The sequence below is a fragment of the Candidatus Competibacter denitrificans Run_A_D11 genome, from assembly GCF_001051235.1.
GTDB lineage: Bacteria > Pseudomonadota > Gammaproteobacteria > Competibacterales > Competibacteraceae > Competibacter_A > Competibacter_A denitrificans.
In genome coordinates, this window is the sequence record NZ_CBTJ020000043.1 from 66,103 (window position 1) to 90,847 (window position 24,745).

General features: G+C 57.6%; 20 protein-coding genes, 1 pseudogene and 1 riboswitch. Of the genes and pseudogenes, 14 read left to right on the top strand and 7 right to left on the bottom strand.

Annotation, left to right across the window (positions count from 1 at the left end; genetic code table 11):
* Positions 1-51: 51 nt before the first annotated feature.
* Complete coding sequence (locus BN873_RS10380) at positions 52-1,158, top strand: response regulator (protein WP_048673519.1); 1,107 nt, start codon at positions 52-54, stop codon at positions 1,156-1,158.
* A 168-nt stretch (positions 1,159-1,326) separates the two neighbouring features.
* Positions 1,327-2,595: an efflux RND transporter periplasmic adaptor subunit gene (locus BN873_RS10385; protein WP_048673520.1), complete on the top strand. Its 1,269-nt coding sequence runs from the start codon at positions 1,327-1,329 to the stop codon at positions 2,593-2,595.
* A gap of 4 nt (positions 2,596-2,599) precedes the next feature.
* On the opposite strand, the gene ovoA is transcribed toward BN873_RS10385, so the two are convergent.
* The 3 genes from ovoA to BN873_RS10400 all read right to left on the bottom strand — a co-directional run bounded on the left by ovoA (position 2,600) and on the right by BN873_RS10400 (position 6,718).
* Entirely contained in the window at positions 2,600-5,020 is a 2,421-nt protein-coding gene (gene ovoA / locus BN873_RS10390) for a 5-histidylcysteine sulfoxide synthase (RefSeq protein ID WP_242434412.1), read from the bottom strand.
* Between the two features lie 187 nt (positions 5,021-5,207).
* Positions 5,208-5,846 carry a TIGR04211 family SH3 domain-containing protein gene (locus tag BN873_RS10395; protein WP_048673521.1) on the bottom strand — a complete coding sequence of 213 codons (639 nt, stop codon included), beginning with the start codon at positions 5,844-5,846 and terminating at the stop codon, positions 5,208-5,210.
* A 215-nt stretch (positions 5,847-6,061) separates the two neighbouring features.
* Positions 6,062-6,718 carry an NUDIX hydrolase gene (locus BN873_RS10400; protein ID WP_048673522.1) on the bottom strand — a complete coding sequence of 219 codons (657 nt, stop codon included), beginning with the start codon at positions 6,716-6,718 and terminating at the stop codon, positions 6,062-6,064.
* A gap of 149 nt (positions 6,719-6,867) precedes the next feature.
* Between BN873_RS10400 and BN873_RS10405 the strand changes: the two genes are divergently transcribed.
* From BN873_RS10405 to BN873_RS10435, 7 genes are all read left to right on the top strand, one after another.
* Positions 6,868-7,881: a J domain-containing protein gene (locus tag BN873_RS10405; RefSeq protein WP_048673523.1), complete on the top strand. Its 1,014-nt coding sequence runs from the start codon at positions 6,868-6,870 to the stop codon at positions 7,879-7,881.
* Between the two features lie 49 nt (positions 7,882-7,930).
* Entirely contained in the window at positions 7,931-8,845 is a 915-nt protein-coding gene (locus tag BN873_RS10410; protein WP_048673524.1) for a hypothetical protein, read from the top strand.
* 64 nt (positions 8,846-8,909) lie between these two features.
* Positions 8,910-10,307 carry an adenylosuccinate synthetase gene (locus BN873_RS10415; RefSeq protein WP_053085298.1) on the top strand — a complete coding sequence of 466 codons (1,398 nt, stop codon included), beginning with the start codon at positions 8,910-8,912 and terminating at the stop codon, positions 10,305-10,307.
* Positions 10,308-10,409: 102 nt separating this feature from the next.
* Positions 10,410-10,586, top strand: a riboswitch (cobalamin riboswitch).
* 44 nt (positions 10,587-10,630) lie between these two features.
* The gene (gene bluB, locus BN873_RS10420; RefSeq protein WP_048673525.1) at positions 10,631-11,401 is read left to right on the top strand and encodes a 5,6-dimethylbenzimidazole synthase; all 771 of its coding nucleotides are present in this window, start codon (positions 10,631-10,633) and stop codon (positions 11,399-11,401) included.
* 476 nt (positions 11,402-11,877) lie between these two features.
* Positions 11,878-12,585, top strand: coding sequence for a PEP-CTERM sorting domain-containing protein (locus tag BN873_RS10425; RefSeq protein WP_048673526.1), 708 nt, complete (start codon positions 11,878-11,880; stop codon positions 12,583-12,585).
* A gap of 160 nt (positions 12,586-12,745) precedes the next feature.
* Positions 12,746-15,349 carry an MGH1-like glycoside hydrolase domain-containing protein gene (locus BN873_RS10430; protein ID WP_242434413.1) on the top strand — a complete coding sequence of 868 codons (2,604 nt, stop codon included), beginning with the start codon at positions 12,746-12,748 and terminating at the stop codon, positions 15,347-15,349.
* An 86-nt stretch (positions 15,350-15,435) separates the two neighbouring features.
* Complete coding sequence (locus BN873_RS10435) at positions 15,436-16,278, top strand: SDR family oxidoreductase (RefSeq protein WP_048673528.1); 843 nt, start codon at positions 15,436-15,438, stop codon at positions 16,276-16,278.
* A gap of 327 nt (positions 16,279-16,605) precedes the next feature.
* On the opposite strand, the gene BN873_RS10440 is transcribed toward BN873_RS10435, so the two are convergent.
* Positions 16,606-18,429, bottom strand: coding sequence for a sensor histidine kinase (locus tag BN873_RS10440; protein WP_048673529.1), 1,824 nt, complete (start codon positions 18,427-18,429; stop codon positions 16,606-16,608).
* Between the two features lie 198 nt (positions 18,430-18,627).
* Between BN873_RS10440 and BN873_RS10445 the strand changes: the two genes are divergently transcribed.
* Positions 18,628-18,837 (top strand): hypothetical protein, encoded by a 210-nt coding sequence (locus BN873_RS10445; RefSeq protein WP_139031686.1) that lies wholly within the window; start codon positions 18,628-18,630, stop codon positions 18,835-18,837.
* Positions 18,834-19,607, top strand: coding sequence for a response regulator transcription factor (locus tag BN873_RS21165; protein WP_048673531.1), 774 nt, complete (start codon positions 18,834-18,836; stop codon positions 19,605-19,607). The genes BN873_RS10445 and BN873_RS21165 overlap by 4 nt, the downstream gene beginning before the upstream one ends.
* Positions 19,608-19,615: 8 nt before the next feature.
* On the opposite strand, the gene modC is transcribed toward BN873_RS21165, so the two are convergent.
* The 3 genes from modC to modA form a co-directional block, all read right to left on the bottom strand.
* Positions 19,616-20,695 carry a molybdenum ABC transporter ATP-binding protein gene (modC, locus tag BN873_RS10455; protein ID WP_048673532.1) on the bottom strand — a complete coding sequence of 360 codons (1,080 nt, stop codon included), beginning with the start codon at positions 20,693-20,695 and terminating at the stop codon, positions 19,616-19,618.
* Positions 20,695-21,405, bottom strand: a complete 711-nt coding sequence (modB, locus tag BN873_RS10460) for a molybdate ABC transporter permease subunit (RefSeq protein WP_048673533.1) — start codon at positions 21,403-21,405, stop codon at positions 20,695-20,697. The genes modC and modB overlap by 1 nt, the downstream gene beginning before the upstream one ends.
* Before the next feature lie 108 nt (positions 21,406-21,513).
* A complete protein-coding gene (gene modA / locus BN873_RS10465) occupies positions 21,514-22,290 on the bottom strand; it encodes a molybdate ABC transporter substrate-binding protein (RefSeq protein WP_048673534.1) in 777 nt (258 codons plus the stop codon).
* 333 nt (positions 22,291-22,623) lie between these two features.
* Here modA and BN873_RS21340 point away from each other — a divergent pair.
* The 3 genes and pseudogenes from BN873_RS21340 to BN873_RS10480 form a co-directional block, all read left to right on the top strand.
* Positions 22,624-23,082, top strand: a pseudogene (locus BN873_RS21340) (glycine zipper domain-containing protein); the annotation flags it as partial.
* Between the two features lie 932 nt (positions 23,083-24,014).
* Entirely contained in the window at positions 24,015-24,266 is a 252-nt protein-coding gene (locus tag BN873_RS10475; protein ID WP_048673536.1) for a GlsB/YeaQ/YmgE family stress response membrane protein, read from the top strand.
* A 44-nt stretch (positions 24,267-24,310) separates the two neighbouring features.
* Positions 24,311-24,538 carry a dodecin family protein gene (locus tag BN873_RS10480; protein ID WP_048673537.1) on the top strand — a complete coding sequence of 76 codons (228 nt, stop codon included), beginning with the start codon at positions 24,311-24,313 and terminating at the stop codon, positions 24,536-24,538.
* The last annotated feature ends 207 nt before the right edge of the window (positions 24,539-24,745 follow it).

Consider the following 24,745-nt stretch of genomic DNA (forward strand, 5'->3'; position numbering starts at 1 on the left):
TATCGCCCCGGCGACCAGCGCTAGAGGCGCCATCATTGCGGGGGGATGAGAATGACGATTGAATCGCTAGCCGGTGAACGCCCGATGGTTCTGGTGGTGGATGACGCCCTGGACTGTCTGTCGCTGCTCGGAACCGTCCTTAAGGGCCTGTACCGGGTAAAAATCGCCAACGGAGGGCAAAAAGCGCTGGATATCCTGGCCAGCGTTGACCTGCTCGATCTGATCCTGCTGGACATCATGATGCCCGGCATCGACGGCTACGAAATTTGCACCCGCTTAAAAAACGACCAGCGAACTCGGGATATCCCGATCATCTTCCTCACCGCCAAGACCGATATTGAGGACGAAGAAAAAGGGCTGGGACTGGGCGCCGTTGATTACATTACCAAGCCGATCAGCCCCCCCATTGTGATGGCGCGAGTCAAGGCGCAACTCCAGATCAAGGCGGCGGCGGATTTCCTGCGGGACAAGAACGTCTACCTCGAACAAATCGTTGATAAGCGCACTCAAGAGGTGCGCGCCATCCAGGAGGTCATGCTGTTCGGCCTGGCGTCCCTGGCCGAAACCCGCGATAACGAAACCGGCAACCATATCCGCCGCACCCAATATTACATCAAGGCCCTGGCCGAGCATTTGCGCTGCCATCCCCGCTTTCAGTCGTTTATTTCTGACTACACCATCGCTATGCTGTTTCGCTCGGCGCCACTGCACGACATCGGCAAGGTTGGCATTCCTGACGGCATTCTCCTGAAACCGGGGCGTTTTGTGGCCACCGAATATAAAATCATGAAAGCCCATACCACTCTGGGTAGGGACGCCATCGAAAATGCCGAGAAAAAACTGGGTTTCAAGGTGGATTTTTTACGATTTGCCAAAGAAATCGCCTATTCCCACCACGAAAAATGGGACGGCACTGGTTATCCGCAAAAACTTGCGGGCGAGGCCATTCCGATCTCGGCTCGTCTGATGGCTATCGCCGACATCTACGATGCCATCGTCAATCGGCGGATTTACAAAGAGCCTTTCTCCCATGATGACGCTGCGGAATTCATCAAAGCCAACCGGGGAAGCCACTTCGACCCAGACATAACCGACGCCTTCCTGGCTATCCAGGATGAATTTAAGGCCATCGCGGAACGCTTCGCCGATGGCACCTAGTGCGCATAGCAGGGGTTATCTCAGAAAGCGGGTCTGGCGTATGCTAAGCCGGTTTTAGAGGTCTGCATTTGCCCACGCGGATGGTTTTTTTGCGTTAACTTATTTTAATCTATTGATAATGAACCGTTTTAAGATTTTTACCGCGCTGATGCGGAGAGTAGATTCGCTATGCAAGTTCCGGTAAGCCGCATCCTGATCGGCGCTGTTTTCGTCGCTGTCGTCGTGCTGGCGTTGTTGCCGGTGCTGGCACCGCGTCCGCCGACGGTTGATACTCACAAAATCACTCGTGGGTCGATGCAAGTCAGTGTGTCCGAGGAGGGCAGAACGCGCATCAAGGACCTCTACACGGTTTCGGCCACCGTTGCGGGCCGGATGCGGCGGGTCGAACTGGCTGTCGGCGATCCGGTGGTCGCCGGTAAAACGGTGTTAACCCGCATCGAAGCCCCACAAGTGCGGTTTCAAGATCTGCGCGAGGAAACCGAAATGCGAGCGCGGGTCAGCTCGGCTGAGGCACAGCGTGATCTCGCCGCTGCCGATCTACAGCGGGTTGAAGCTGAAGTGGCTTTCGCCGAGGCGGAACTGAAACGCCATCAAGAGTTGATCAGCAAAGGTGTCGTCACGGGGCGTGCGCTGGAATTGGCACAGATGGAAGCGCGTACCAAGCGTGCGGCATTGGCCGTTGCCAAGAATAACCTGAATGCCAAAACCGCAGACCTGGCGGTCGCCAAGGCGGCGCTGATTGCACCAACCACAGCCGGGCAGAAAGCCGGCGCAGGCAACGCCTCTGCCGCTGAGCCGCCGACCACCCCCGTTTTGGCACCGGTGAGTGGCGTCCTGTTACGCAAGCTCAAGGAAAGTGAAGCGACGGTGGCCCCTAACGAACCGCTGTTCGATGTGGGCGATCCGAGCCGCCTGGAGGTGCTGGTTGAAATGCGCTCGGATGATGCGGCTAAGGTCGCCGTCGGTGCGCCCGCCACCTTCACAGGCTGGGGCGGTGATCAGGGTTTGCGCGGTGTCGTACAGCGGGTGGAGCCGTTTGGCTTTACCAAAATCTCCGCTCTGGGTATCGAAGAGCAACGAGTGAATGTGATCCTTGAATTCACGGACCCGGCGGCGGCGTGGCGGCAGATCGGCCACGGCTATCGGGTCGATGTGTCGATCCAGATTTGGGAGGCGCCAAACGTGCTCAAACTGCCGATTGGCGCCATGTTCCGCAAGCGCGACCGCTGGTCGGTGTATGCCATCGACCCTGGCGGTGCTGTCTCGCTGCAACCGGTCGAAATCGGTCATATCAACAGCTTCGAGGCCGAAGTCACCGGCGGGCTGCGCGAGGGATCGGCCGTCATCCTGCATCCCAGTGACCGTATTGAAGAGGGGATGCGTGTGGCACCGCCTGATGGCGGACCACCAGGCAAGGGTGTGAGCAGGGGTGGCTGAGCGATCAGCGCCGTCGCCATAATCCGGCATGAGTGACGATGTATTGGTATTTGCGGGCGTGTTCCCGAATAACCAAAGGAACATCGGTTTCACGCAACAGCTCGAAACCCTCAGCGGCCAGCAAGGCCGAGAGCGCCACCGCGCTGTTGATCGGCTGCCCATCTCGCTCATAGCCACCCAGCCAGGCTTCCGGCGGGGTGAATTGGGGAAGCCAGCTATAGGGCGAGAACACCGCCAGCAACCCACCGGGTTTGACCAGACCCCGTGGGCCACCTAGCCGTCCCAGCAGCGACTTGGGGCTAGGCAGTCGGCACAGCAGATTGGCCAGCAGCACGGCATCAAACCCCACCAACTCCGCCGGTAGTGAGCCAGCATCGGCTTGGCGGAAACTCACCCGGTTCCGGTCGATGGCTGGATCGACCATTGCGTTCAGTATCACGCCAAGCTCACCTTCATCCTTGCGGAGATAGCGCAATTCGCCTTCACGCCGCAACGTCTCGGCAGCGTCGATGAACGCCCGGCTCAGATCGACGCCCAGCACGTCGCGATACTCGCGCGCCAGCTCGAAACTGGCGCGTCCCACCGCACAGCCAACATCCAGCGCTCGACCCGTTGTCACGCCATATTCGCGTGCGGCATCCAGCAACCAGAGGGCGCAGCGCACCGGAAAATCCACCGCGTCGCACGGGCCGAAAGCGTAAGGCATCTGATCCGCCGCTGCGCCGTAATGCAGCAACAGATATTCATTGAGTATCTGCGGGTCTTCGTACACCTGACCTGCCGTACCGGCCTGATCCAGGCGCACGGCACCGCCGTCCGTGTCGCTTTGCACCAGCCGAAAACCGGCGTGCTGAAAAAAGTGGGGGCGGAAGTGGAAGCGCGCCCACAGGCCAGCCTCATCGCCAGTAGAGGCCCAGGAGCCACCCAAGATCATCTGGTGCTGGCCGTCATAACAGGGCGTGCTGAAATCATCGTAATACGGGTGTGCCTTGGCACCGGGCAGCGGGTTGAAGTGGTCTTCGTGCCATTGCCAAACGTTGCCGAAGACATCGTGAAAACCGGTTGCAGCCGGTTGACCGGCATCCACTGGGCTGGAGGAGCCGTGGGCCAGATTGCAATTCCAGCCCCATTGGCTGGCCAGGGTGGCGCCATCGGCGCGCATGACCGGATCAATGAGCGTGCTGATGGTAGCCGCCGCACACTGCTGGGGACTGCGCAATGCCTGGTGTTCCGCCTCGCTGGGCAACCGATAAGGCACGCCGTCCCGCTCGGTTCGCCAGGCGCAGTACGCCTTGGCTTCGTGATAGTTGACCTCGACCGGCCAGCTCCAGGACATGTCGATGATCTCAAACAAGGTTCTCAACCGGTAGCGGTGCAAGCCAGCCGGTCCATCCAACATCCAAAAGGTCGGCCATTTCAGGTTGCGGAACGAACGCCATTCCCAACCGGTGGCTGACCAGTAGCGCTGTTCCCGATAGCCGCCTTCGGTAACGAAGATATGAAACTCGCCGTTGCTGATCGGATAGCGGCTGGCCTGAAACGGCTGGAGCGCGGTTTCCCGCCTACCGTATTCATTGTCCCAGCCATAAGAGGGCCAGTCGGCCGGCTTGCCCATGGCCACCGACTGGCCTGGCACGGTGATGAGCGCGTTAGCGGGGTAGTCGTAACCATGGCAGGGTGGAAATTCGGCCACTCGGTCGGCACTGGGATGCAGCTTTGGCCAGGCGGCGGGTCGCTGGATGAAGGGTAGCGGCAGCTCGCGGATCAGGACTGAGGACGTTTCCAGATGAATCCGCTCGTGTTCAAAACCCATGAACAGCGCCCAGAGCGGATGTTGCGGAGTGATCGGCGCATGACCGGATGCCAGGTCGGGATGCGTTTCGATCACGCCTCGCACCGTGCGATACACCTGTTGGCGGTAAGCGTGAACCTCCTGGATACTGGGCCACAGCATCTCGTTCTTGGACATGTCATCCCAGCGCATTTCATCGACGCCGGTCTCAAACAATTGCTCGAAATAGGGGTTCAGCGGCTTTTCGATCAAGCCGGCGATCCGCAGCTTGTTGATGTATAGCACCGGCGGATGCCCGTAGTAGAAAATCATCGGGTGGCGCAAGTGATGATAGGGCGGGCGGAAGAAAGCTTCCTCACCGCACAAGCCGGCGAGCAGGATCTCAGTCAGTGTCCAGGTATTATCGAAGTAATCCAAGACCTGTTGGCGGCTGTGGCTGGCCAGATCGGGTAGGGGTAGGGAGGTTAACGTGCCGTCCGGTTGCCGGCCGGGGCAATCTTGAGGCGGCTGGCCGGTCCACCACCAGGTGGGGCGCGGGCCGATCAGTTCGGCCCCAAGTTCGTGGCGCAGATTTTTGTGCCAGGGTTCGGTCCTGGCGTCCGAAGCAGCGAGTGCAAGTGGTGAAGCCATCATGTCTTCTATTCCCTCCGATGTGCGTGGCCAAGCCATCGCTTCAGATAAAGCGGCCAATCGGCGATAAATTACCGGTTAGAGCCTTTCCCCGGAGCACGGTTCGCCGCTGCCTGCATTCGGCACAGCCAGAAGGGTGCATGGTGCAGCCTAAGCGTTGTGGGGCAATGGGATCGCTGTGTTGGCTCTGTTAAAACTGATCCCACCGGCGCCGGCGCCCAAAGGAAAGACGCGGGATGATCAGGCCCAGCAGTAGCCCGCCGAACATGGCGCCGGCCCCGGCGAGAAACCAGTTGCGGCGCGATTGATCGCGCAAAGTGCTGTTTTCGGTTTCCAACTGCTGCTGCCGCGTGTGAGAGGCTTCGATCTCTTGTTGCAGGCGGCGATTTTCCTCGTCGATCTCCAGGGTTTGTGCGGCTGTGCGCTTGACCGTTGCCAGCTCTTCGCCGCAGCGGTTTGCGGTGTCGCGGAAGGTGTGCAACGTTTCGGTTTCGCCGCGCAAGGTACGGTTTTCATTCTCCAGGGTGGTGATGCGCGTTTCCAGTTGGCTGACCCGATTGCGAGCGCTGGGCTGTTCCATCAAGTATTCGCTCATAATCCAGCCGGCGGTTCCTTCAGGCGTTCTGACCTTGGTATAGCCTTTGGTGTTAGGCTCAAGAATCTCCAGCGCTGTGCCGCTGCCGATCATGCGGACGATTTTGTATCCCGGCGCCGGGCCGCTTTGCACCGGCACCGTACAGGCATCGGTCGCATAGCCGCGTTCGGCATGAGCGGGCGCGATGCCGGCCATCAGCGCGCCCAAGGCGCAGCCACAAAGCCGCCGTTTCACGCCAACTCCGCGCGTGGGATGTCTTGGCCAACCCGGCCAAGCATCCGCTGCATTGAAATGATATGCGCCGACGCGGGCGTCAGTGGTTTAGTCGGAACCGGACCACTGATCCGCGTCTTACAAGCACTTGCCAAAATACCCATCCAACCCCCTGATAACGCTTGTGAGAGCGATTTTAATTGTTCAACCCGGCCTAGCTGGAGGCGGAAACTCTATCAGATTTTTCGCTCGAAGGGCGTAAGGGCCTTGCTGGAAAGCCGGTAGAACTGGGCGGGACGATGGGCGCCGACGCGAAAATGACCGGTGATCGGCTCGATAATGTCCTGTTCCAGAATCTTGTGTCGAAACGAAGCTTTGTCCAGCCGTGTCCCGATGGTTTGCTCATAGATCTGGTGTAAGTCGTTCATGGTGAATTCGGCTGGTAACAAAAAAATCGGCAGTGAGGAATAGGTGGCTTTGCCACGCAGCCGCTCCACCGCTTTGGCGACAATTTGGCCATGATCGAACGGCAGAGCGGGCACCTCTTCGACTGGAAAAGTGCTAATTGATGAATTTCCCTCCACCAAGGCCCAGGGGATCAGCGCGTAATAGGCGATGCTGACCGACCAGCCACGCGGATCACGCGCTGCCCCGGAGAAGGTAAACAACTGTTCCAGATAGGGCGCATCAAAGCCGATCTTGTGACGAATCACCCGGCGGGCCGCCATTTCGGTATCGCTATCCTCCTGAACATGAACAAAGCCACCTGATAGAGCGAATGCGCCTTCAAACGGTGGTTCCTTTCGTCGGCTCAAAATCAAACAAAGCTGTTGGTTGCGGATGGTGAACAGCGCAGCATCGACCATCACCAGGGGTTTTGGGTCAGTTTCCATGGTCGCCTTTTGTTATTAAATGTTATTAAAAAATAACAATAATCACTATATATCCCTTTGTTAATCAAAGTTCAATAAAATATTTTTTAATTGTTATTTGCAAATTACATTTAAGTATGTTAGTCTTTTCCGCCATGGAGGTGGTCGTGATGAATGACAAGATCGTATTGACGGCTGAAGCCCTGCTGGCCATTGGCGCTACGGAGCCGGAACGGCTGTTTAGCGCAGATGAAGCAACGATGAAGCAGCAATTCCGGGCACTGGCGGCGCGTTGGCACCCGGATCGCTGCCCGGATACCGGCACCACCGAGGTATTCCAGCATGTCAGCCGGCTCTACGAAGCCGCGCTGCAAAAATTGCGCGGCGGCATCTGGCAAACGCCAGGCTTGTTGATGATTAAAGCGACCGATGGGGCGACTTACAAAATTCGTTACCGCAAGGAGCGCGCCTTCGAGCTGGGTCGGCAGTTTATCGCTAAGGAGGTCGTGGCCTATGTCATCGAGAACGACTACGCCGATCTGTTCGACAACGCGCTGGCGGTCATCGGCCGCTTGCCCTGTGCCGATCCCCGAATGGCGGCGGAGATCAACCGCTATCTGCCGGAAGTGGTCAGCCAGTTTGCAACGGCCGAAGGCCGGGTCGTGGTGCTGAAAAAAGGCGCAGATCAGGTCTTGCTGCGCGATCTGCTGGAGCATCTCGGTGGGCAAATCGACGCCCGGCATGTCGCCTGGATCATCAGTTCCCTGCTGAATGTCGCCTGCTATCTGGATTACGCGCAACTGGCGCACAACGCCATCTCCGCCGACAACTGGTTCATTTCGCCCGCCCAACACAGCGGTGCCCTGCTGGGCGGCTGGTGGTACGCAGTGCGGCAGGGGGAAGCGATGCGAGCCGCGCCAGCGATGACCATCAACTACGCACCGTTTGAGGTGATGACTAATCGACGGGGCGATAGCCGCACCGATCTGGAATTGATTCGGGCCGTGGGACGGGAATTGCTGGGCGATATCAGCGGAATGCGGCTAAGCCGTGCAAAAGCGGTGCCGCCGCCGATGCTGGATTGGTTACGGCGACCGGCGCAGCGCAGCGCGGTTGATGAGTATCAGACCTGGGCCAATCAGGTGCTGAAAGACAGCTTCGGCAAACGCCGGTTTGTCGAGTAGCAGGTGTCCCTTGCGGACGTTTATTGATTGATCAACTAGGAGAAAAACCATGGGTAGCGCACGTTGGAATCCCACTGATTGGAGTGCTTATGCCGCTTCGACGACGGGTAAAAGTACCGATGCCGTGTTTGCGGCGCGCGGGATCGAGCAAGAACTGAATCCATTGGGCGTTACCGTCCGGGAATCCCGCGATTCTGAGCTGAATCCGGCAGCAACCGCCATCATCGTCGGGCTGGATGTCACCGGTTCGATGGGGATGATTGCCGATGCGTTGGCGCGCAAGGGCCTTGGCACGATGGTCGAGGAAATCCTGGCCCGCAAGCCGGTTTCTGACCCGCATATCCTGTGCATGGGCATCGGTGATGTGCTGTGCGACCGTGCGCCGTTGCAGGTGACCCAGTTCGAGGCCGATATCCGAATCGCCCGACAACTGGAGAAACTCTGGCTGGAAAAGGGCGGCGGCGGCAATTCCTGCGAGTCTTACACCTTGCCGTGGTATTTCGCTGCCATGCACACCGCTATCGATTGCTTTGAGAAGCGCGGCAAGAAGGGTTATCTGTTCACGGTGGGGGATGAGGAACCGCCTGCGGATTTACCAGGAGCCGCGATTACCCGCTTTCTTGGCGATCCGCCGCAACGCGATTTGAGTTCACGCGAGTTGCTGACGATGGTGAGCCGGATGTACCACGTTTTCCACATCATCGTGGAAGAGGGTGCGCACGCCCGCAGTCAGCCGCGCGAGGTCCGCGACCGTTGGACCGATCTGCTGGGGCAGCGCGTGATCGGTTTGTCTGATCACACCAAGCTGGCGGAAGTGATCGTATCGGCCATTGAGGTCAACGAAGGCCACGACCGCGATAAAGTCGTCAAGAGTTGGAGCCAATCGACGGGTTTGGTGGTGCAGCGGGCCGTGGGTGGACTGGTGGCGAGCCGGAGCGCGCCCGCCGGGGTGGTACGGTTTTGAGTCCTCACCGTAAGCCGTTGCTCTCGCTCGTGTCCGGGCGGGAGCAGCGCTCAGGAGTCGCGTCATGGGTTTACAAAAGGCCGCTCAAGTCGTCATCGGGGCGCAGTTCGGCGATGAAGGCAAGGGCCGCCTGATCGATTATTACGCAGCACAGGTTGGCCGTGACGGCCTGGTCATCCGTTTCAACGGCGGAGCGCAGGCGGGGCATACCGTGGTGACGCCGGAGGGCGTGCGCCACGTCTTCAGCCATGTCGGCAGCGGCGCGTTCGTTGGTGCGGCGACGTTCCTTTCACGGTTTTTCGTCTCCAATCCGATTCTATTCCTGAAGGAAATCGAGAGCTTAGCCGGAAAGGGTGTGGAGCCGAGCGTGTCTGTCGATCCGCAAAGCCCGGTGACGACGCCTTACGACATGATGATGAACCAGATCATTGAGCGGGAGCGGGACACAGGCCGCCACGGCAGTTGTGGCTTGGGTTTTGGCGAAACCATCGAACGAAATCTGAGGCCAGACTATGCCGTGACTGTGGCGGATTTAGTGGATCAGTCGGCTTTGGCGGACAAGCTGGAGGTGATTCGACGGGAGTATGTGCCTGCTCGGCTGGCTCGGCTGGGCTTTGCCGATGCTTTCCGACGGAATACCGATCTACTGTTATCGAATGCCATTCTGGAGCGCTTTATTGAAGACGCAGGTCGTTTCTTGCGATTGACGACGATAGCGGATAGCCGGACGGCGACAGCAGGGCGGTCGTTGCTATTCGAGGGTGCGCAAGGGCTGTTACTCGATCAGGATCGTGGCTTTTTCCCGCATGTCACTCGTTCCAACACAGGGCTTCGCAATGTGCTGACACTGGCGCAAGAACTGGAGTTAAACCAGCTTGAAGTCACTTACGTCACGCGGCCCTATGTGACCCGGCACGGCGCGGGGCCACTACCGCATGAACTGCCAGAAAAACCTTATCCTGGTATCGTCGATGCCACCAACGTGCCGAACGACTGGCAAGGTGCGTTACGGTTTGGCTGGCTGGATTTGGATGTATTGCGAGAAGCCATCGCTGGCGATTTGGCGGAAGCGGAACAGTTGCCGGGCTTATTCCTTAAACCTCGGTTGGCGGTGACGTGTTTGGATCAAATCAGTGATGACAGAGTGACGTACTGCACCGCTAAAGTGTTACGGCAGACCAGTGTTGGTGAATTTATGATGGCGCTAACAGAGGCTGTGAATCTGTCAGAGCGAGAATTCAACCAGGATGTAACGCGAGCGAAGAAGGCTGCTCAGGCGGGGCCAGTCTTCATCACAGATCGCGGTCGTCCAGGACATGTGTTGTTGAGCATTGATGACTCTCGTCGTTTGGCGGGTGCTGAGGCCAGTGTAGTTGATCTGCTGGCAATGCCCGCCGAGCCAGAAATCGAGTTCGACCCTCCGCGCTTGCGTGGGCCGCTGTTTCGCACCGACTGGCGTTGAAATCTTCAATCCGTGGATTGGCGAATCGCCATCCTCCTGAATCTACATCTTGTATTTGTCTCTGATTTAACGCTATACAGTCACCGACTCCGGTTCGCCGGAGTCCATCACTGCCATTCAGGTGTCCCACCGGGAAGAATCGGGAACGCGGTGTAATTCCGCGACGCGCCCAGCGCTGTAAGGGGGACTGCTCCGGCAACACGCCACTGACTTCGGTTGGGAAGGCGTCGGAGCGGATCGAACCCAAGTCAGAAGACCGGCCTGAACGGTTTATATCCAGCGGCAAGGCCAGGCCGTCGGCGATCCTTCATTCAGGGGACACCATGAAGATCGAAGCACTTGGCATCTTTTCCGATGCCCAGGACGAAACGGCCATCCGCGCCGCCGTCTATCAAACCATCTTCTCACGCCGCGATGTGCGCGGTCAGTTTCTGCCTGAGCCTATCCCGGATGATGTGCTGTCACGCTTGCTGACCGCTGCCCACTTTGCCCCATCGGTCGGCTTTATGCAGCCGTGGAGTTTTCTGCTGGTGCGCGATTTGGCCGTCAAGCAACAAGTACACGATGCCTTTCTACACGCCAACGCCGAAGCGGCGCTACTCTTTGAGCCGGATCAACAAGAACGCTACCGGCAATTGCGTTTACAGGGGATTTTGGAAGCACCGCTGAATGTGTGCGTGACCTGCGACCGAGATCGGGCTGGGCCGGTGGTGTTGGGTCGCACGCATAACAAGGCGATGGATTTGTACAGTACGGTGTGTGCGGTGCAGAACCTGTGGCTGGCCGCCCGTGCTGAAGGAATTGGGGTCGGCTGGGTGAGTATCTTCCACACGTCGGCGCTACGGGAGATTTTGCAACTGCCGCTGCGAATCATCCCAGTCGCTTATCTGTGCCTGGGCTATGTCAGCCACTTCAACGACCGCCCTGATTTGGAAACCGCCGGTTGGCGGGAGCGATTGCCACTGACGGAACTGGTGTATCTGGATCGCTGGGGTGAATCTGGTGGTGAGGCTACTGCTGAGTTACGGGCGCGGCTGTGGCAGGATCAGGAGCGCGCCGGTTCCTTAAAGAAGCTTTCCGCTCTTGCGCAGTGACGTGGTAAGTGTTTTGAAAAGCTTAGCAACGCGCAATTCCAGATAAGTTCGACCAAGCTAATTCTGGAGAGAGTTGCTAAGCGGTCCTATGAGTGTCAGGTTTTTTTACACTGGTTCGGCTGCCTCATCAAAGCAGATTTACCGCCCATTACCCATTATTTTTTGAACGCCTTTTTTTAGCAACTTATTGATATAAAATATAAAAATTTGGAATCATAGAAAGTTTTTTGGTTTAAGAGATTGATTATAAGAGGCTAAATTGTAACTTAATAGAGGCGTTCAGTCATGTCAGATTGCTAATTTCCCTATTTGAGAGTGTCGAAAAATTTAACAGTTTCTTTGAAAAGGTTCATGTCCATCAAATATTAACATATTGAATTAATTAACTTTAATTAAAATGGCATGATTTATGATAATAAATCAATATCAAGTCAATGATAAACAAACATAGCAATAACACTCATGGGAACAATGTCATGAAAAAAATGATGCCGATCTTGGGAGCCGTCCTCCTCGCCGCAACGACCTCAGTCAGTTTCGCAGTCCCCGTTACTTTCAGTGATACCCAAAAGTATTGGCCTAGTTGGCAAAATGGTACTGCCGATGATGGTGTTGATCTGATAGGAACCCCAGAGATCTTTGGGGGCACTGCGGATTTTATGAATGGTTTTTTGAAAAGCGTTAAAATTAAGTACGACAATGTAAATTCATTTCCCAGCCTGACGGCCGGAGATCTGTTTATTAATGTTGGGTCTGACTCTTACTGGGACTATGTGGTTACGAGCGGCGGGAACATCTACAGCTTCGGTGCTAATACCTTCTCGTCCCAAAAGGGGGTGAATGATGGGGCTTATACGATGTCGTCCGCTTCTGGCGGCTTTCGGGAAAATCATCCAGTTGCTTATAACACAGGCAGCGGGTTAGGAACCTTGTTGGGAACAACTGCTACGGTAACTAATCCTGGCTTTGGAACTGTTGGAAATCAAACGATTAAATTTGATAGTTTGAATCTGGCCGCCGGCTATGGCAGCCAATTGACTTTGGCCTGGGCTCCAAGCTGCGCGAATGATGTGCTGTATGAGCAAATCAATTCACCGGTTCCAGAGCCGGCTTCGCTTGCGCTGCTCGGCACGGGTCTGGTTGGGTTGGCCAAGTTCCGCAAGAAAGCGACCCGTAAGAGCTAACTGACCGATCTCGCTGTAACAAACCGGCCTGTCCAATGACAAGCCGGTTTTTTTATTTCTGAGGCTTTATTTTTTTCGTTACAATAGATATTAACTAAATGACTTTGTTAGGGTTTATGATATGCCGCCAAACCCACCCCCCGGAATAGAACGCCAACGCATGAGCCAACCACACTGGCAGCGCTGGGGAACTTATGTCAGTGAGCGGCAATGGGGCACGGTGCGGGAAGACTACAGCGCAGATGGCAATGCCTGGAGTTACTTCCCGCACGATCACGCCCGCAGCCGAGTGTACCGTTGGGGTGAGGACGGTATCGGTGGGTTTTGCGATGACCAGCAAACGCTTTGTTTGGCCGTGGCGCTGTGGAATGGCCAGGACCCGATTCTCAAGGAACGGCTGTTTGGCCTGACCAACGGCCAGGGGAATCACGGCGAGGATGTGAAAGAACTGTATTACTACCTCGACGCCACCCCGACCTATTCCTATGCGCGGATGCTCTATAAATATCCGCAAGCGGCCTATCCGTACCAGGCATTGGTGGAGCAAAACCGGCAACGTGGCAAGCTGGAGCAGGAATTTGAACTACTCGATACCGGGATTTTCGCCGAAAACCGCTATTTCGATATCGAGATCGAATACGCCAAGGCGGCGGTCGATGACATCCTGCTGCGGGTCACCGCCTACAATCGCGGCCCGGCGGCGGCGCGCTTGCATCTGTTGCCGCAGCTCTGGTTTCGCAATACCTGGAACTGGTTCGCGGGTGTGGTCAAACCGAGCTTGCGCGCAGACGGTGATCACCGGGTCTTGATCGATCACGCCGTGCTCGGCCAATGGGCCGCCGATTTTGACGGTTCGCAGCAATTATTATTCTGCGACAACGAAACCCATGTCCGCCGAGTCTTCGGTCAAAACGAGGCCCCCGCCGGTTACTTCAAGGACGCATTCCACGATTACGTGGTTCACAACCAGCACCAGGCGGTCAACCCGGAACGCACCGGCACCAAGGCGGCCGGTTTATATGTCCTTGAGCTTGCCGCCGGTGGCCAGCAGTCGGTGCGGGTACGGCTACGGCATCGTCGAGACCAGGGCGATTTTTTCGCCGACTTCGATGAGTTAATCAAAACCCGACGGCAGGAAGCCGATGCCTTCTATGCAGAGTTGCAAACCGGCATCGCCGACGCCGACGCCCGCTTGATTCAACGGCAAGCCTGGGCGGGTCTGTTGTGGAGCAAGCAATTCTATTACTACGACATCCCGCAATGGCTGGATGGCGACCAGGGTCAGCCACCACCGCCCGTCGCCCGCCGTCAGGGCCGCAACAGCGACTGGCGGCATCTGAATAATGCCGACATCCTGTCGATGCCGGACAAGTGGGAATATCCCTGGTTTGCGGCCTGGGATCTGGCTTTTCACTGCATCGCGCTGGCGACCATTGACCCACAGTCGGCCAAGGATCAACTGGTGATGCTGTGCCGGGAATGGTACATGGACCCGAACGGGGAGCTACCCGCCTACGAATGGAATTTCAGCGACGTGAACCCGCCGGTCCACGCCTGGGCGGCCTGGAAGGTCTATCAGGCTGACTGCGAACAAAATGGCGGCGTCAGCGACCTGGCCTTTCTGGAACGGGTGTTCCATAAGCTGCTGCTCAATTTCACCTGGTGGGTCAATCGCAAGGACATGGAAGGGCACAATATCTTCCAGGGCGGATTTCTCGGCCTCGACAACATCGGCGTCTTCGACCGTTCCAAACCGTTGCCCACCGGCGGCTATATCGACCAGGCCGATGCCACCGCCTGGATGGCGATGTACTGCCTGAATATGACCCGGATTGCCCTGGAACTGGCCGCACACAATCACGTTTACGAAGACATCGCCACCAAGTTTTTTGAACATTTTCTTAATATTGCAGCGGCGCTTAACAATTTGGGCGATGAAGGCATCGGGTTGTGGGATGAGGAAGACCAGTTCTTTTACGATGTGCTGCGGCTGCCGGGTGGTGAGAAGATGCCGCTGCGGCTGCGTTCAATGGTGGGTCTGATTCCACTGTTCGCGGTTGAAGTGGTTACTGAAGATATCCTGGCCGGACTGCACGGCTTTACCAGCCGGTTGGAATGGTTCCTCAATTACCGGCCGGATCTGGCGAAACTGGTCTCCCGTTGGGAGCAGAAAGGCGACGAACAGCGGCACATGCTCTCGCTGGTGCGGGTGGTGCGGATGACCGCCCTGTTAAAACGGATGCTGGATGAAAATGAATTTCTATCCCCTTATGGGATTCGCGCGCTGTCGCGGTCTTACCTGGCGCAGCCTTATCGCTTTGAATGCCAAGGCGCAGGCTACCAGGTGCATTATCTACCGGCGGAGTCCGATAGTGAACTGTTCGGCGGCAACTCCAACTGGCGCGGCCCGATCTGGATGCCGGTCAATTATTTGCTGATTCAAAGTCTGCGTCGCTTTCATCGCTATTATGGTGAAAGCGTCAAAGTAGAATGTCCGACCGGCTCCGGTATCCAGATGAGCTTGGGGGAAGTGGCGGATGAGCTATGCCATCGGCTGACTCGCTTATTCCTGCGTGATGCCGAGGGCCGTCGGCCGATGTTCGGCGATCATGCACTGTTGAAAGACGATTCCCATTTTAGAGATCATTTGCTGTTTTATGAGTATTTTCATGGTGATAACGGCCGTGGCGCGGGTGCATCTCATCAAACCGGCTGGACTGCTCTGGTCATTAATCTGATCAATGAAGTCCACCGGCCGAAATAAGCCACCGTTCCGAAATAAGCCACCGTTGGTTGTCGAATCACCACCTAATCAGATCCCATCCCTTGCAGTCTACCGGAGATTCGCCGATGCCTACCCCTCACAACACCACCTTGCCGAGTTATGCCTGCCCGCAGATTCTGGCGGGCCAGAAAGCCTTAGTGACTGGCGCGAGTTCCGGCATCGGCAAGGCGGTCGCTATCGGCTTGGGTCGCGCTGGGGCCGATGTGGTGGTCAACTACGTCTCCAATGAGGAAACCGCCCGCGAAATCGTCAGCCAGATCGAAAGTTTCGGGGTTAAGGCGCTGGCGTTTAAAGCGGATGTCTCGAAGGAAGCGGAGGTGCAGGCCATGTTCAAAGCCATGCTCGACGCCTTCGGCACCATCGATATTCTGGTCGCCAACGCTGGCTTGCAGCGCGATGCGCCTATCGATGCCATGACGCTGGAGCAATGGAATACCGTGATGGCTGTCAATCTAACCGGCCAGTTCCTGTGCGCCCGCGAAGCGGTCAAGGAATTCAAGCGGCGGGGGGTTCGTGAGGATATTTCGGTAGCGGCCGGTAAAATTATCTGCATGAGTTCGGTGCATCAGATCATCCCGTGGGCCGGTCATGCCAACTATGCGGCCTCCAAGGGCGCCATCAATATGCTGATGCAGAGTATGGCGCAGGAACTGGCCCCGCTGCGGATTCGGGTCAACAGCATCGCACCGGGTGCGATTCGCACGCCGATTAATCGCCCGGCCTGGGAGACGCCGGAAGCCTACGCCAAATTGATGGATTTGGTTCCCTACAACCGGATCGGCGAGCCAGAAGACATCGCGCAGGCAGCGGTGTTTCTGGCGTCCGACATGGCCGACTATATCACCGGCACCACGTTGTTTGTTGATGGCGGGATGACCTGTTATCCCGGTTTCGACGAGGGCGGTTAAGTGCAGCGGCGCGCTTAAACGTGGGCTTTCTGATTTAAGCTAGGCGTGCTGAAGCTTGGTGAAACATCAACATCTTTCGGTGCCGGAATCCAATAGGAGAGCACGGCCAGGATGGTAGCGAAGACTAAAACAAAGATTTGCTTTGGGCGAAGTGGTAAGTCCATTACGAAACTCTCTTTGGATAGATTCATCCCTAGTACTATAAGCAGGCTTTGTTCTCTGCCCGAGTGCCACCTGTCACGGTTTTGGGCTGCCGAATGGCACGAAAGCGGCATCATTTGGTTAGACACCAATTATTTGGACATCGTTTGCTTAGGCAGCAAATTCCTATGCATCAAATTCCAGGATGATGCGAGTACCCGCGCCGGGCTGACTGTGTAACTCGAAGCTGGCCTCGATCAGCTCGGCCTGTTCTGCAATGCCCCGTAACCCGTAATGCCCTGGGCAGGGCGCGATGGGATCGAAGCCGACGCCATCGTCGCTGATTTCAACACGCATTCGATCACAGTTGTCCGGGTCCCAGTTCGACCAGGCGGCGCTGGGGGATTCAAGCCATTGCAGGTTGATCTGTACGGTGTTGGCGCTGGCGTGACGCTCCACGTTTTTGAGGGCTTCCTCAGCGATGCGGAACACCGTCTCGGCGCGCTCATCGGCCAAACCACCGGCTTGAATGTCAGCAGTTAGCGTCGCTGCAACCCCGGAACGCTCCTGGAACCGCGCCAGCAGTTGGCGCAATGCCGCACCCAGCCCATCGTCACGCACACTGTTGTGGCGCATCTGGGTAATCGCGGCCCGCGCCTCGGCCAGGCCGCTGGCAGCGACTTCTTCAGCCTGGGCCAGTTCCGCGCGCAGTTCGGTGGGATCGAGTCGATCCCACAGCTTGCGGATCAGGCGAATCTGGGTCAGCAGCGCCATCAGGGAATGGCTCAAGGTATCGTGCAATTCGCGGGCTAGCCGCAGCCGTTCGCGGGTGATGGCCGCGTGGCGGCTTTCATCAGCCAGCCGCTCAATCCGGGCGGTGCGCTGAGCGACGCGCGCATCCAACTCCGCGTTCAAGGTGGCCAGCCCGCGTTTCTCCTGCTGAAGGTGGCCTACCAGGTCAGCGAAGGTCGCCCCGATACGGCTGATTTCATCGGTGCCGACCGGAATCGAGATGTTTTCCAAAGCACCCTGGCGCACGGCTTGCGCTTGTTTATCCAGAGCGACCAGGCGCTTTAACAAATCCTGGGTGATAAACACGACGGCAATGGCGCAGATCAGACCGGCCAGGAAAACCACTTGAAACACCGTGTGCTGAGCCAGTTTAGCGCGCGCCAAAGCGGTATCGGCGGATTCACGCAGGATCACGATCCAACCCGGCCCCGGTTGCTGCTCCGGCCGTAACAGGTTGCGGCCAATTACATACTGACCCGCTTCGCTCAGATCGGCATCGCTCCCCAGCGAGCGACCCAGCCAGGCGGGTGGTGCTAATAATGCTTTGCCATCGGCCTTGGCGAGCAATAATTCCAGGGAGCGGCGTGATTGGGTCTGGCGCAGTAAATGATTCTCCTCGCCTGCCAGCCACTGCCAGGGTAACGCGGCACCCAGCACGCCGATGAACTCACCAGAAAGCTGCACGATAGGCGCCGCCATGAAAAAGCCCTGAGCATGGGCTACCGCTGCATCGGGTGACTCAGCAAATAAGGGAAACTGTTCGGCATGACCAAAAAAGGGCGCTTGGCGGCCTTTTTGAAACCAGGCAGAGTCAGCAACTGACTTGCCCTGGCCCATGGAGCCGGTCGTCGCTAGCAGACGACCGTCCTTATCCGCAATACCAAGCCAGGCAAATTCGGGAAATTGTGTTTGCAGTGCGGTGAGATGCAGATCATGACGCAAGCCCGTATCGCCCATAGCCTGATCAACACTAATCTGGGCAGCGGTTGACTGTAATATTGACAGGCGGGTGGCCAAGGCGGAGTCGATAGCATGGCGAATCTGGGTGGCAAATTGCGCCAGCAAGCGTTCGGCGTCAGCCCGCGCTCGCTCGGCGGCTTCTTTGGAAGCCAAATTTGCCCCTACCGTCGCCGCCGCCAGGATGATAAAAAACACCACCCAGCCGATGGCGGCGGCTAAACGCTGTCGCGGGTTGAATGACTGAAGCAGTTTCATCATAGGCTAACGTCTGGCCAGCAGCGTGTTGGTAAGTACATGGGGTCGTCTAAACAATAGTGAAGATGACTGATAAGGTGACTTTCGTCACTTTCGCGGCGAAACGAAAAACGTCAAATTAACCATCAAATTATTCTAGCTACTGTGAGCGCTTTACTGTGATTTTGAAAAGCGGGCACTTTGATGACAACGGGTGCAAATATGATCAATGAACTTAACCAGGCGGTGGCGCGTGCCGCTAAGCTACCCCCCGCCCAAGCCGCATTAGCAGTCAAGGCTATGTTGCAATTCCTCACGGGTCGGCTACCTTCTCGTCTGGTCGGTGAACTGCATACGTACTTGAAAATGCCGAAAACAACCCCGCACTCGCCACAGCCCACTATAGCGCTGCCACACGAGTCTAATGAATGACCGCCACTGGTACCGCCTCTGAAGTATTACGGCTGCTCATTGTTGATGACCAGCCGCTCATTCGGCGGGGTTTGGCGATGATGCTGGCTGCTGAACCCGATATCGAGGTGGTCGGTCAGGCGGCGGATGGCCTGGAAGCCATTGAGTACGCCTTGGAAAAAAAGCCTGATGTCGTCGTCATGGACTTGCAGATGCCGCGTGCCAGCGGTATCGTCGCCACCCGCGAGATCACCGCGAAATTGCCCGCAACTAAGGTGGTGGTGTTGACCACCTACGACTATGATGAATTAGTATTCGAGGCCATCTGTGCCGGGGCGCAAGCGTATCTGCTAAAGGATGCGTCCGAGGCCGAGGTACTGGAGACCTTACGGGCGGTGCGGCGCGGTGAATCGCGCCTGTCACCGGCCATCGCTCGTAAAGTCATGGATCAATTTCGCGCCTTTGCCGGACAGCCGCCTCAGTCAACCACCAGCGTTGCGGAAAGTATTGGAATTGAGTCAACCGTGAACAGGCCGCCGCCTCAGCACACCGCTCCGAGCACCGCCGCGTCGGCCAAATCCGCTACGGCGGTCGCAGAGCTGGATGCGCTAACGGATAAAGAAGAACGTATTCTCGACCTGTTGGCTGAAGGCAAAAGTAACAAGCAGATCGCCGCTGAAATTTTTCTGGCGGAGGGGACGGTCAAGAATTATGTCAGCCGAATCATGGATAAGTTACATGCCCGCAGCCGCATCGAACTGGCGATGCACGCCAGTAAGCGGCGTGGTTGATCTGTCAGTTATACAGCGGTCGCCAAATACTGCCAGGCCCGCGCCTTAAACAGGCAATACACCGCATCGCCTTCCTTCAATCCCAAATCTCGAATGGCCTTGACGGTCACTTCAGCCAGAATCGGCACGCCAATATCGATTTCCACCACCATCCGGTCGGCGATCCGTCGCAAACCGAGAATACGGCCCGCCACCTGATTCTGAATGGTAATCCCGCTGATCGGCTGCACCGCCAACGCCACATCGGCGGCGCGCAATGCGATCCAGGTTTCGCTGCCCGGCGGCAGGGCCGACAGCGGTAGATGGAGTTGGTGGTGATCATAGCGTACCGTGGTCGAGCCGATGTCCGGTTCGTGCCGCTCAACGGTGACCCTTAAGACATTTTCCAGCCCCAGCGAACGCGCCAGACCGAGGATATGATCCTGGCGGATCACTTCGGCGAACAGGCCCTGGCCCAGGATGCGGCCTTGCTCCATCACCGCGACATACGGCGTCAGCGACAGAATTTCGTTAATAGCGTGGCTGACGTAAAGCATCGGCAAGCGCAACTCATCGCGCACCCGACGCAGGAACGGCAGAATTTGCTGCTTGCGGCCTTCGTCCAGCGCCGACAGCGGTTCGTCCAATAACAGCAGGCGAGGCGAAGCCAGCAAGGTACGCCCCAGGGCGACCCGCTGCCGTTCACCACCCGACAGATGGCGTGGCCGTCGCGGCAATAGCGGGCCGATGTCCAATAAATCCACAATCTGCGCCAACGTAAACCGGCGGGCCGCCGTCGGCAACAGCCTGAAGCCATAGAGTAAATTGCTTTCAACCGACAGATGTGGAAACAGTTGGCTGTCTTGGAACACCAGACCGACCCGGCGGCGATGCGGTGGTAAATCAATGCCCTGCGCTGTGTCCAAGAGCGCTACGCCGTCAAGCTGGATGAAGCCGCGTTGGGGGCGGATCAGACCGGCGATGGCGCGCAGCAAGGTGCTTTTGCCGCAACCCGACGGGCCGAACAGGCCGCTTACCGGCTGATCCAGGCGTAGTTGACCGTGTAGGCTAAACCCGCCTTGGCGAAGTTCCAGATCCAGCGCGAGCATCAGGCTTTTGGGGTTCCCAGCAGGCGTTCAGTCCGCCGCGCGGCCCACTCACTGGCCCATAACGCCGCCAGCGCCAGCAGGATGGAAAGGACTACCAACCGCAACGCCGAGCGATCCCCGCCGGGAATCTGGGTGTAGGTGTAGATCGCTAAGGGCAGGGTACGGGTTTCACCGGCGACATTGCCGACGAAAGTCACTGTCGCACCGAATTCGCCGAGGCTGCGGGCGAAGGCCAGCAATAAGCCAGTCAAAATCCCTGGCAACGACAGCGGTACGGTGACGGTCAGCCACACCCGCAGCGGCCCCGCCCCCAAGGTACGCGCCGCTTCTTCCAGGCGGGGTTCAACCAGCCGCACCGCCAGCCGCACCGCGCGCACCATCAGCGGAAAGGCCATCAACGCCGATGCCACGACCGCGCCCTGCCAGCTAAAGGCCAGGCTGACGCCCCAGCTTTCAAACAGCCAGCGGCCGATGGGGCCTTGTCGTCCCAGCAACAGCAGCAGCAGATAGCCGGGCACCACGGGCGGCAACACCAGCGGCAGATGCACCAGGCCATCGACCAGCGCCTTACCAGGAAACTGCCAGCGCGCCAGCAACCAGCCGGTGACCAGCCCAGGGATAGCAATCAGCGCGGTACACCACAAGCCGATCTTGACCGATAAGTAAAGCGCGGTCAGTTCGTCCGGTGTCGGTGGCAGCCAGGCCCACACGGTTTAGAGCCTATGCGAAAACACCCCTCTCCCAGAGGGAGAGGGGGTTTTTGAGGAATTTTTTATCGTTTTTCAATTTAATTCATGCAGTTAAATTTCATTAGGCTCTTAAGGTGAATCAAGCACGGTGAAGCTGTACCGGCGGAAGCTCTGGACGGCTGCCGGACTACGCAGAAAGTCCAGAAAGTGTTGCGCTGCCGGTTTGGCGTCTTGCACCAGCGCCACCGGATAGAGTACCGGTGAATGGCTATCGGCCGGAAATACGCCGAGCACCTCGACCTTGCCAGAGACACTGGCATCGGTTTCGTAGACGATGCCGACCGCGCATTCACCCCGTTCCACGAATGCCAACGCCGACCGCACATCCGGGGCCGCCGCTAGGCGCGCTGCCAGCGCTTCCCACCAAGCCAGCGTGGTCAAGGCTTGTTGACTGTATTGGCCAATCGGCACCTCCGGCCCGCAGGAGCACCAGCGACCCTGAAACGCGCCCGGCAGGTCGAAGCCTTTTTCTAATTTGACCGGAAACGCCTTGCCCTTGGGCGCGACCAGGACCAATCGATTGCCGAGCAGATTACGGCGGCTGGCCTGAACGATCTTGCCCTTGCCAGCAAGATAATCCATCCATTTCAAATCGGCAGACAGGAACACGTCTACCGGTGCGCCTTGCTCAATTTGTTTCGCCAAGGCTGACGAACCGGCGAACGAAGTGACGACCTTCACCCCGTTTTCTTGTTCGTACTGCGCCGCGAGATCTTGCACTGCGTTGGTGGTGCTGGCGGCGGCGTAGACGGTGATGGATTCCATCGCCCCGGCCGGATCGAATAAATCAGCGGCCCAGCAGAGTAGGAAAGCGGCGAGCCACCTTGATAAACCAACATAAAACATCCCGAACGCTCCCTCCGACCGCGCGTGGCTGAGTGGTACCGTGCAAAACCACAGGGCACAGATCATAACCGACCCTTGCAGAACAAGCGATTTAGCGGGGTGTCGCCGCCGATTTTGCGCTCAAGCCCGCACTCTGGAAAACGACTTTGCGTGACTTTCGTCATTGACGCAGATCGTGACTACGACGTGGCTTTCGACACTGGGTTACGGGCGTGGCGGCCTCTAGTATTCACCCCATCAACACGGTCAACGCCACACTGCAACACGGTGAGACGGTGTGAAACGAGGTTCAGAGTTCAAACACTTTTTTAATCACTGCTTAGGAGATTGATCATGATCGACAACAATCCTCGTAACGAAGACCCGATCAGCGGCGAAGCCGGTGCTCATCCGATTGGTACTGGTGTCGGTGCTGCGGGCGGTGCGGTAGCCGGCGCAACGGTTGGTTCCGTGGCCGGCCCTGTCGGTACCCTGGTGGGTGCGGTCGTGGGTGCCGTGGTGGGCGGTCTGGCGGGTAAAGAAGCCGCCGAATCGGTCAACCCAACCCTTGATGATGAATACACCTACTGGCGCGGCGCTTACGCGACCCGTCCTGGCTACCTGACCGGTTATAGCTACGACGACGACTATGCCCCGGCCTACCGGCTGGGTTACGAAGGACGCAGCCGCTATCAAGGTGCGTTCGATGCCAGCGAGCGTGAGCTGGCCGCCGAGTGGGAGCGCATTAAGGGTAAATCCCGCTTAACCTGGGAACAGGCCAAGGCTGCCGCCCGTGATGCATGGGATCGCCTTGGGGATACGGTGGATGATGTCACCGACGGCCATCCCGTGGCGACTGGGGTCGGTGCGACGGGCGGCGCATTAGCTGGTGCGGCGATTGGCTCGGTTGCAGGTCCAGTGGGTACAGCCGTAGGCGCGGCGATTGGTGCGGCGACCGGCGGTATGGCCGGCAAGGGTGCGGGCGAAGTCGTCAACCCGAAAGTAACCGATGACCATAGCGATCATAATTTGGCCACGGGCGTTGGTGCCGGTGCGGGTGCGGCCACAGGCGCAGCGATTGGCGCGGTCGGTGGGCCGGTCGGCATGGCGGTGGGTGCGGCGATTGGCGCAGCGGCTGGCGGTCTGGCTGGTAAAGGGACCGGCGAAGTGGTCAATCCCAAAGCGGGCGATGAGCGCGCCGATCACAACCTGGCGACTGGCGTTGGAGCCGGGACCGGGGCTGCTACCGGTGCGGCGCTAGGCGCGGTCGGTGGGCCGGTCGGCATGGCGGTGGGTGCGGCGATTGGCGCAGCGGTTGGTGGTGCGGCGGGTCATGGTGCTGCCCAGGTGGTCAACCCTGCTGCGGAGGATCTGTATTGGCGTGATGCCTATGCCAGCCGTCCGGGTTATGTGCGTGGATACACCTATGACGATGACTATGCCGCTGCTTATCAACTGGGTTATGTCGCACGCGGTCGCTATCAAGGCGCTTTCGATGATACCGAGCGCGAACTGGCGGTCGAGTGGGAACGCATCAAGGGCAAGTCGCGCCTGACCTGGGAACAGGCCAAATCCGCCGCGCGCGATGCCTGGCACCATATCGAACGTGCCCTGCCGGGCGACGCCGATGGGGATGGCCGCTAAGGATTGATACTGGCTCGGTCGCGCTGTCCACCCAGGCGGTGGGCAGCGTGCTCAGTCAGGCTCCAAGCGCAACGTCTTAAAAATACGAGAGGATTTTCACCATGGATCTTATGAGTCTCATCATTTTTCTCGCGATTGGTGCCATCGCTGGGTGGCTAGCCGGACAACTCATCAAGGGTGGCGGCTTTGGTCTGATCGGCAACATCATCGTCGGTATTGTTGGCGCGATCATCGGCGGCTTCCTGCTGGGACTGTTAGGTATCAATACCTTTGGCCTGGTAGGTTCGATCATCTCGGCAACCATCGGTGCCGTAGTGCTCTTGTTCTTGATCGGCTTGTTTAAGCGAGCCTGAGTTTTGCCCCTTACTGAAATAACCCTTAAATAAAGGAACTGATAATGTCTATCGCAAAAGTTGTTGAAGTCATCGCCGTAAGCAATAAGAGTTTCGATGATGCCATCAAGCAAGGTATCGAGCGGGCCGCTGAAACCCTAAGCGGGATCGAGGGCGCTTGGATCAAGGACCAAAGCATTGAGTTGAAGGATGGCAAGATCAGCCAGTATAAGGTGATCATGCGGCTGACCTTCCTGGTCGAGAAACCGGTAGCCGATGATAAACGCAAGTAAGTGCGGATCGGCATTTGGTTAAGCCGCCCATAAAAGCGAAAGCCCGGAACCTCAGAGCAGGATTCCGGGTTTTCGCTTTTTTTAATTAAAAATCAGTGATTTTTAACATCGTAGGAGTTACGCAGTTGAGGGTAATATGTAAAGTGGGTTAGTCAGATAGGTACGGATGGCGGGGCGGATGATGGCGAGTTTTGCTTCAAACCAACT

Bases quoted from the DNA above. Each gene is read 5' to 3' on its own strand.
- BN873_RS10385 (WP_048673520.1), top strand. From the start codon at position 1,327: ATGCAAGTTCCGGTAAGCCGCATCCTGATCGGCGCTGTTTTCGTCGCT.
- BN873_RS21165 (WP_048673531.1), top strand. From the start codon at position 18,834: ATGACCGCCACTGGTACCGCCTCTGAAGTATTACGGCTGCTCATTGTT.
- modA (WP_048673534.1), bottom strand. From the start codon at position 22,290: ATGTTTTATGTTGGTTTATCAAGGTGGCTCGCCGCTTTCCTACTCTGC.
- BN873_RS10475 (WP_048673536.1), top strand. From the start codon at position 24,015: ATGGATCTTATGAGTCTCATCATTTTTCTCGCGATTGGTGCCATCGCT.
- BN873_RS10415 (WP_053085298.1), top strand. From the start codon at position 8,910: ATGGGTTTACAAAAGGCCGCTCAAGTCGTCATCGGGGCGCAGTTCGGC.
- ovoA (WP_242434412.1), bottom strand. From the start codon at position 5,020: ATGATGGCTTCACCACTTGCACTCGCTGCTTCGGACGCCAGGACCGAA.
- BN873_RS10440 (WP_048673529.1), bottom strand. From the start codon at position 18,429: ATGATGAAACTGCTTCAGTCATTCAACCCGCGACAGCGTTTAGCCGCC.
- BN873_RS10380 (WP_048673519.1), top strand. From the start codon at position 52: ATGACGATTGAATCGCTAGCCGGTGAACGCCCGATGGTTCTGGTGGTG.
- BN873_RS10405 (WP_048673523.1), top strand. From the start codon at position 6,868: ATGAATGACAAGATCGTATTGACGGCTGAAGCCCTGCTGGCCATTGGC.
- BN873_RS10435 (WP_048673528.1), top strand. From the start codon at position 15,436: ATGCCTACCCCTCACAACACCACCTTGCCGAGTTATGCCTGCCCGCAG.
- BN873_RS10425 (WP_048673526.1), top strand. From the start codon at position 11,878: ATGAAAAAAATGATGCCGATCTTGGGAGCCGTCCTCCTCGCCGCAACG.
- BN873_RS10410 (WP_048673524.1), top strand. From the start codon at position 7,931: ATGGGTAGCGCACGTTGGAATCCCACTGATTGGAGTGCTTATGCCGCT.
- BN873_RS10400 (WP_048673522.1), bottom strand. From the start codon at position 6,718: ATGGAAACTGACCCAAAACCCCTGGTGATGGTCGATGCTGCGCTGTTC.
- bluB (WP_048673525.1), top strand. From the start codon at position 10,631: ATGAAGATCGAAGCACTTGGCATCTTTTCCGATGCCCAGGACGAAACG.
- BN873_RS10430 (WP_242434413.1), top strand. From the start codon at position 12,746: ATGAGCCAACCACACTGGCAGCGCTGGGGAACTTATGTCAGTGAGCGG.
- BN873_RS10480 (WP_048673537.1), top strand. From the start codon at position 24,311: ATGTCTATCGCAAAAGTTGTTGAAGTCATCGCCGTAAGCAATAAGAGT.
- modC (WP_048673532.1), bottom strand. From the start codon at position 20,695: ATGCTCGCGCTGGATCTGGAACTTCGCCAAGGCGGGTTTAGCCTACAC.
- BN873_RS10445 (WP_139031686.1), top strand. From the start codon at position 18,628: ATGATCAATGAACTTAACCAGGCGGTGGCGCGTGCCGCTAAGCTACCC.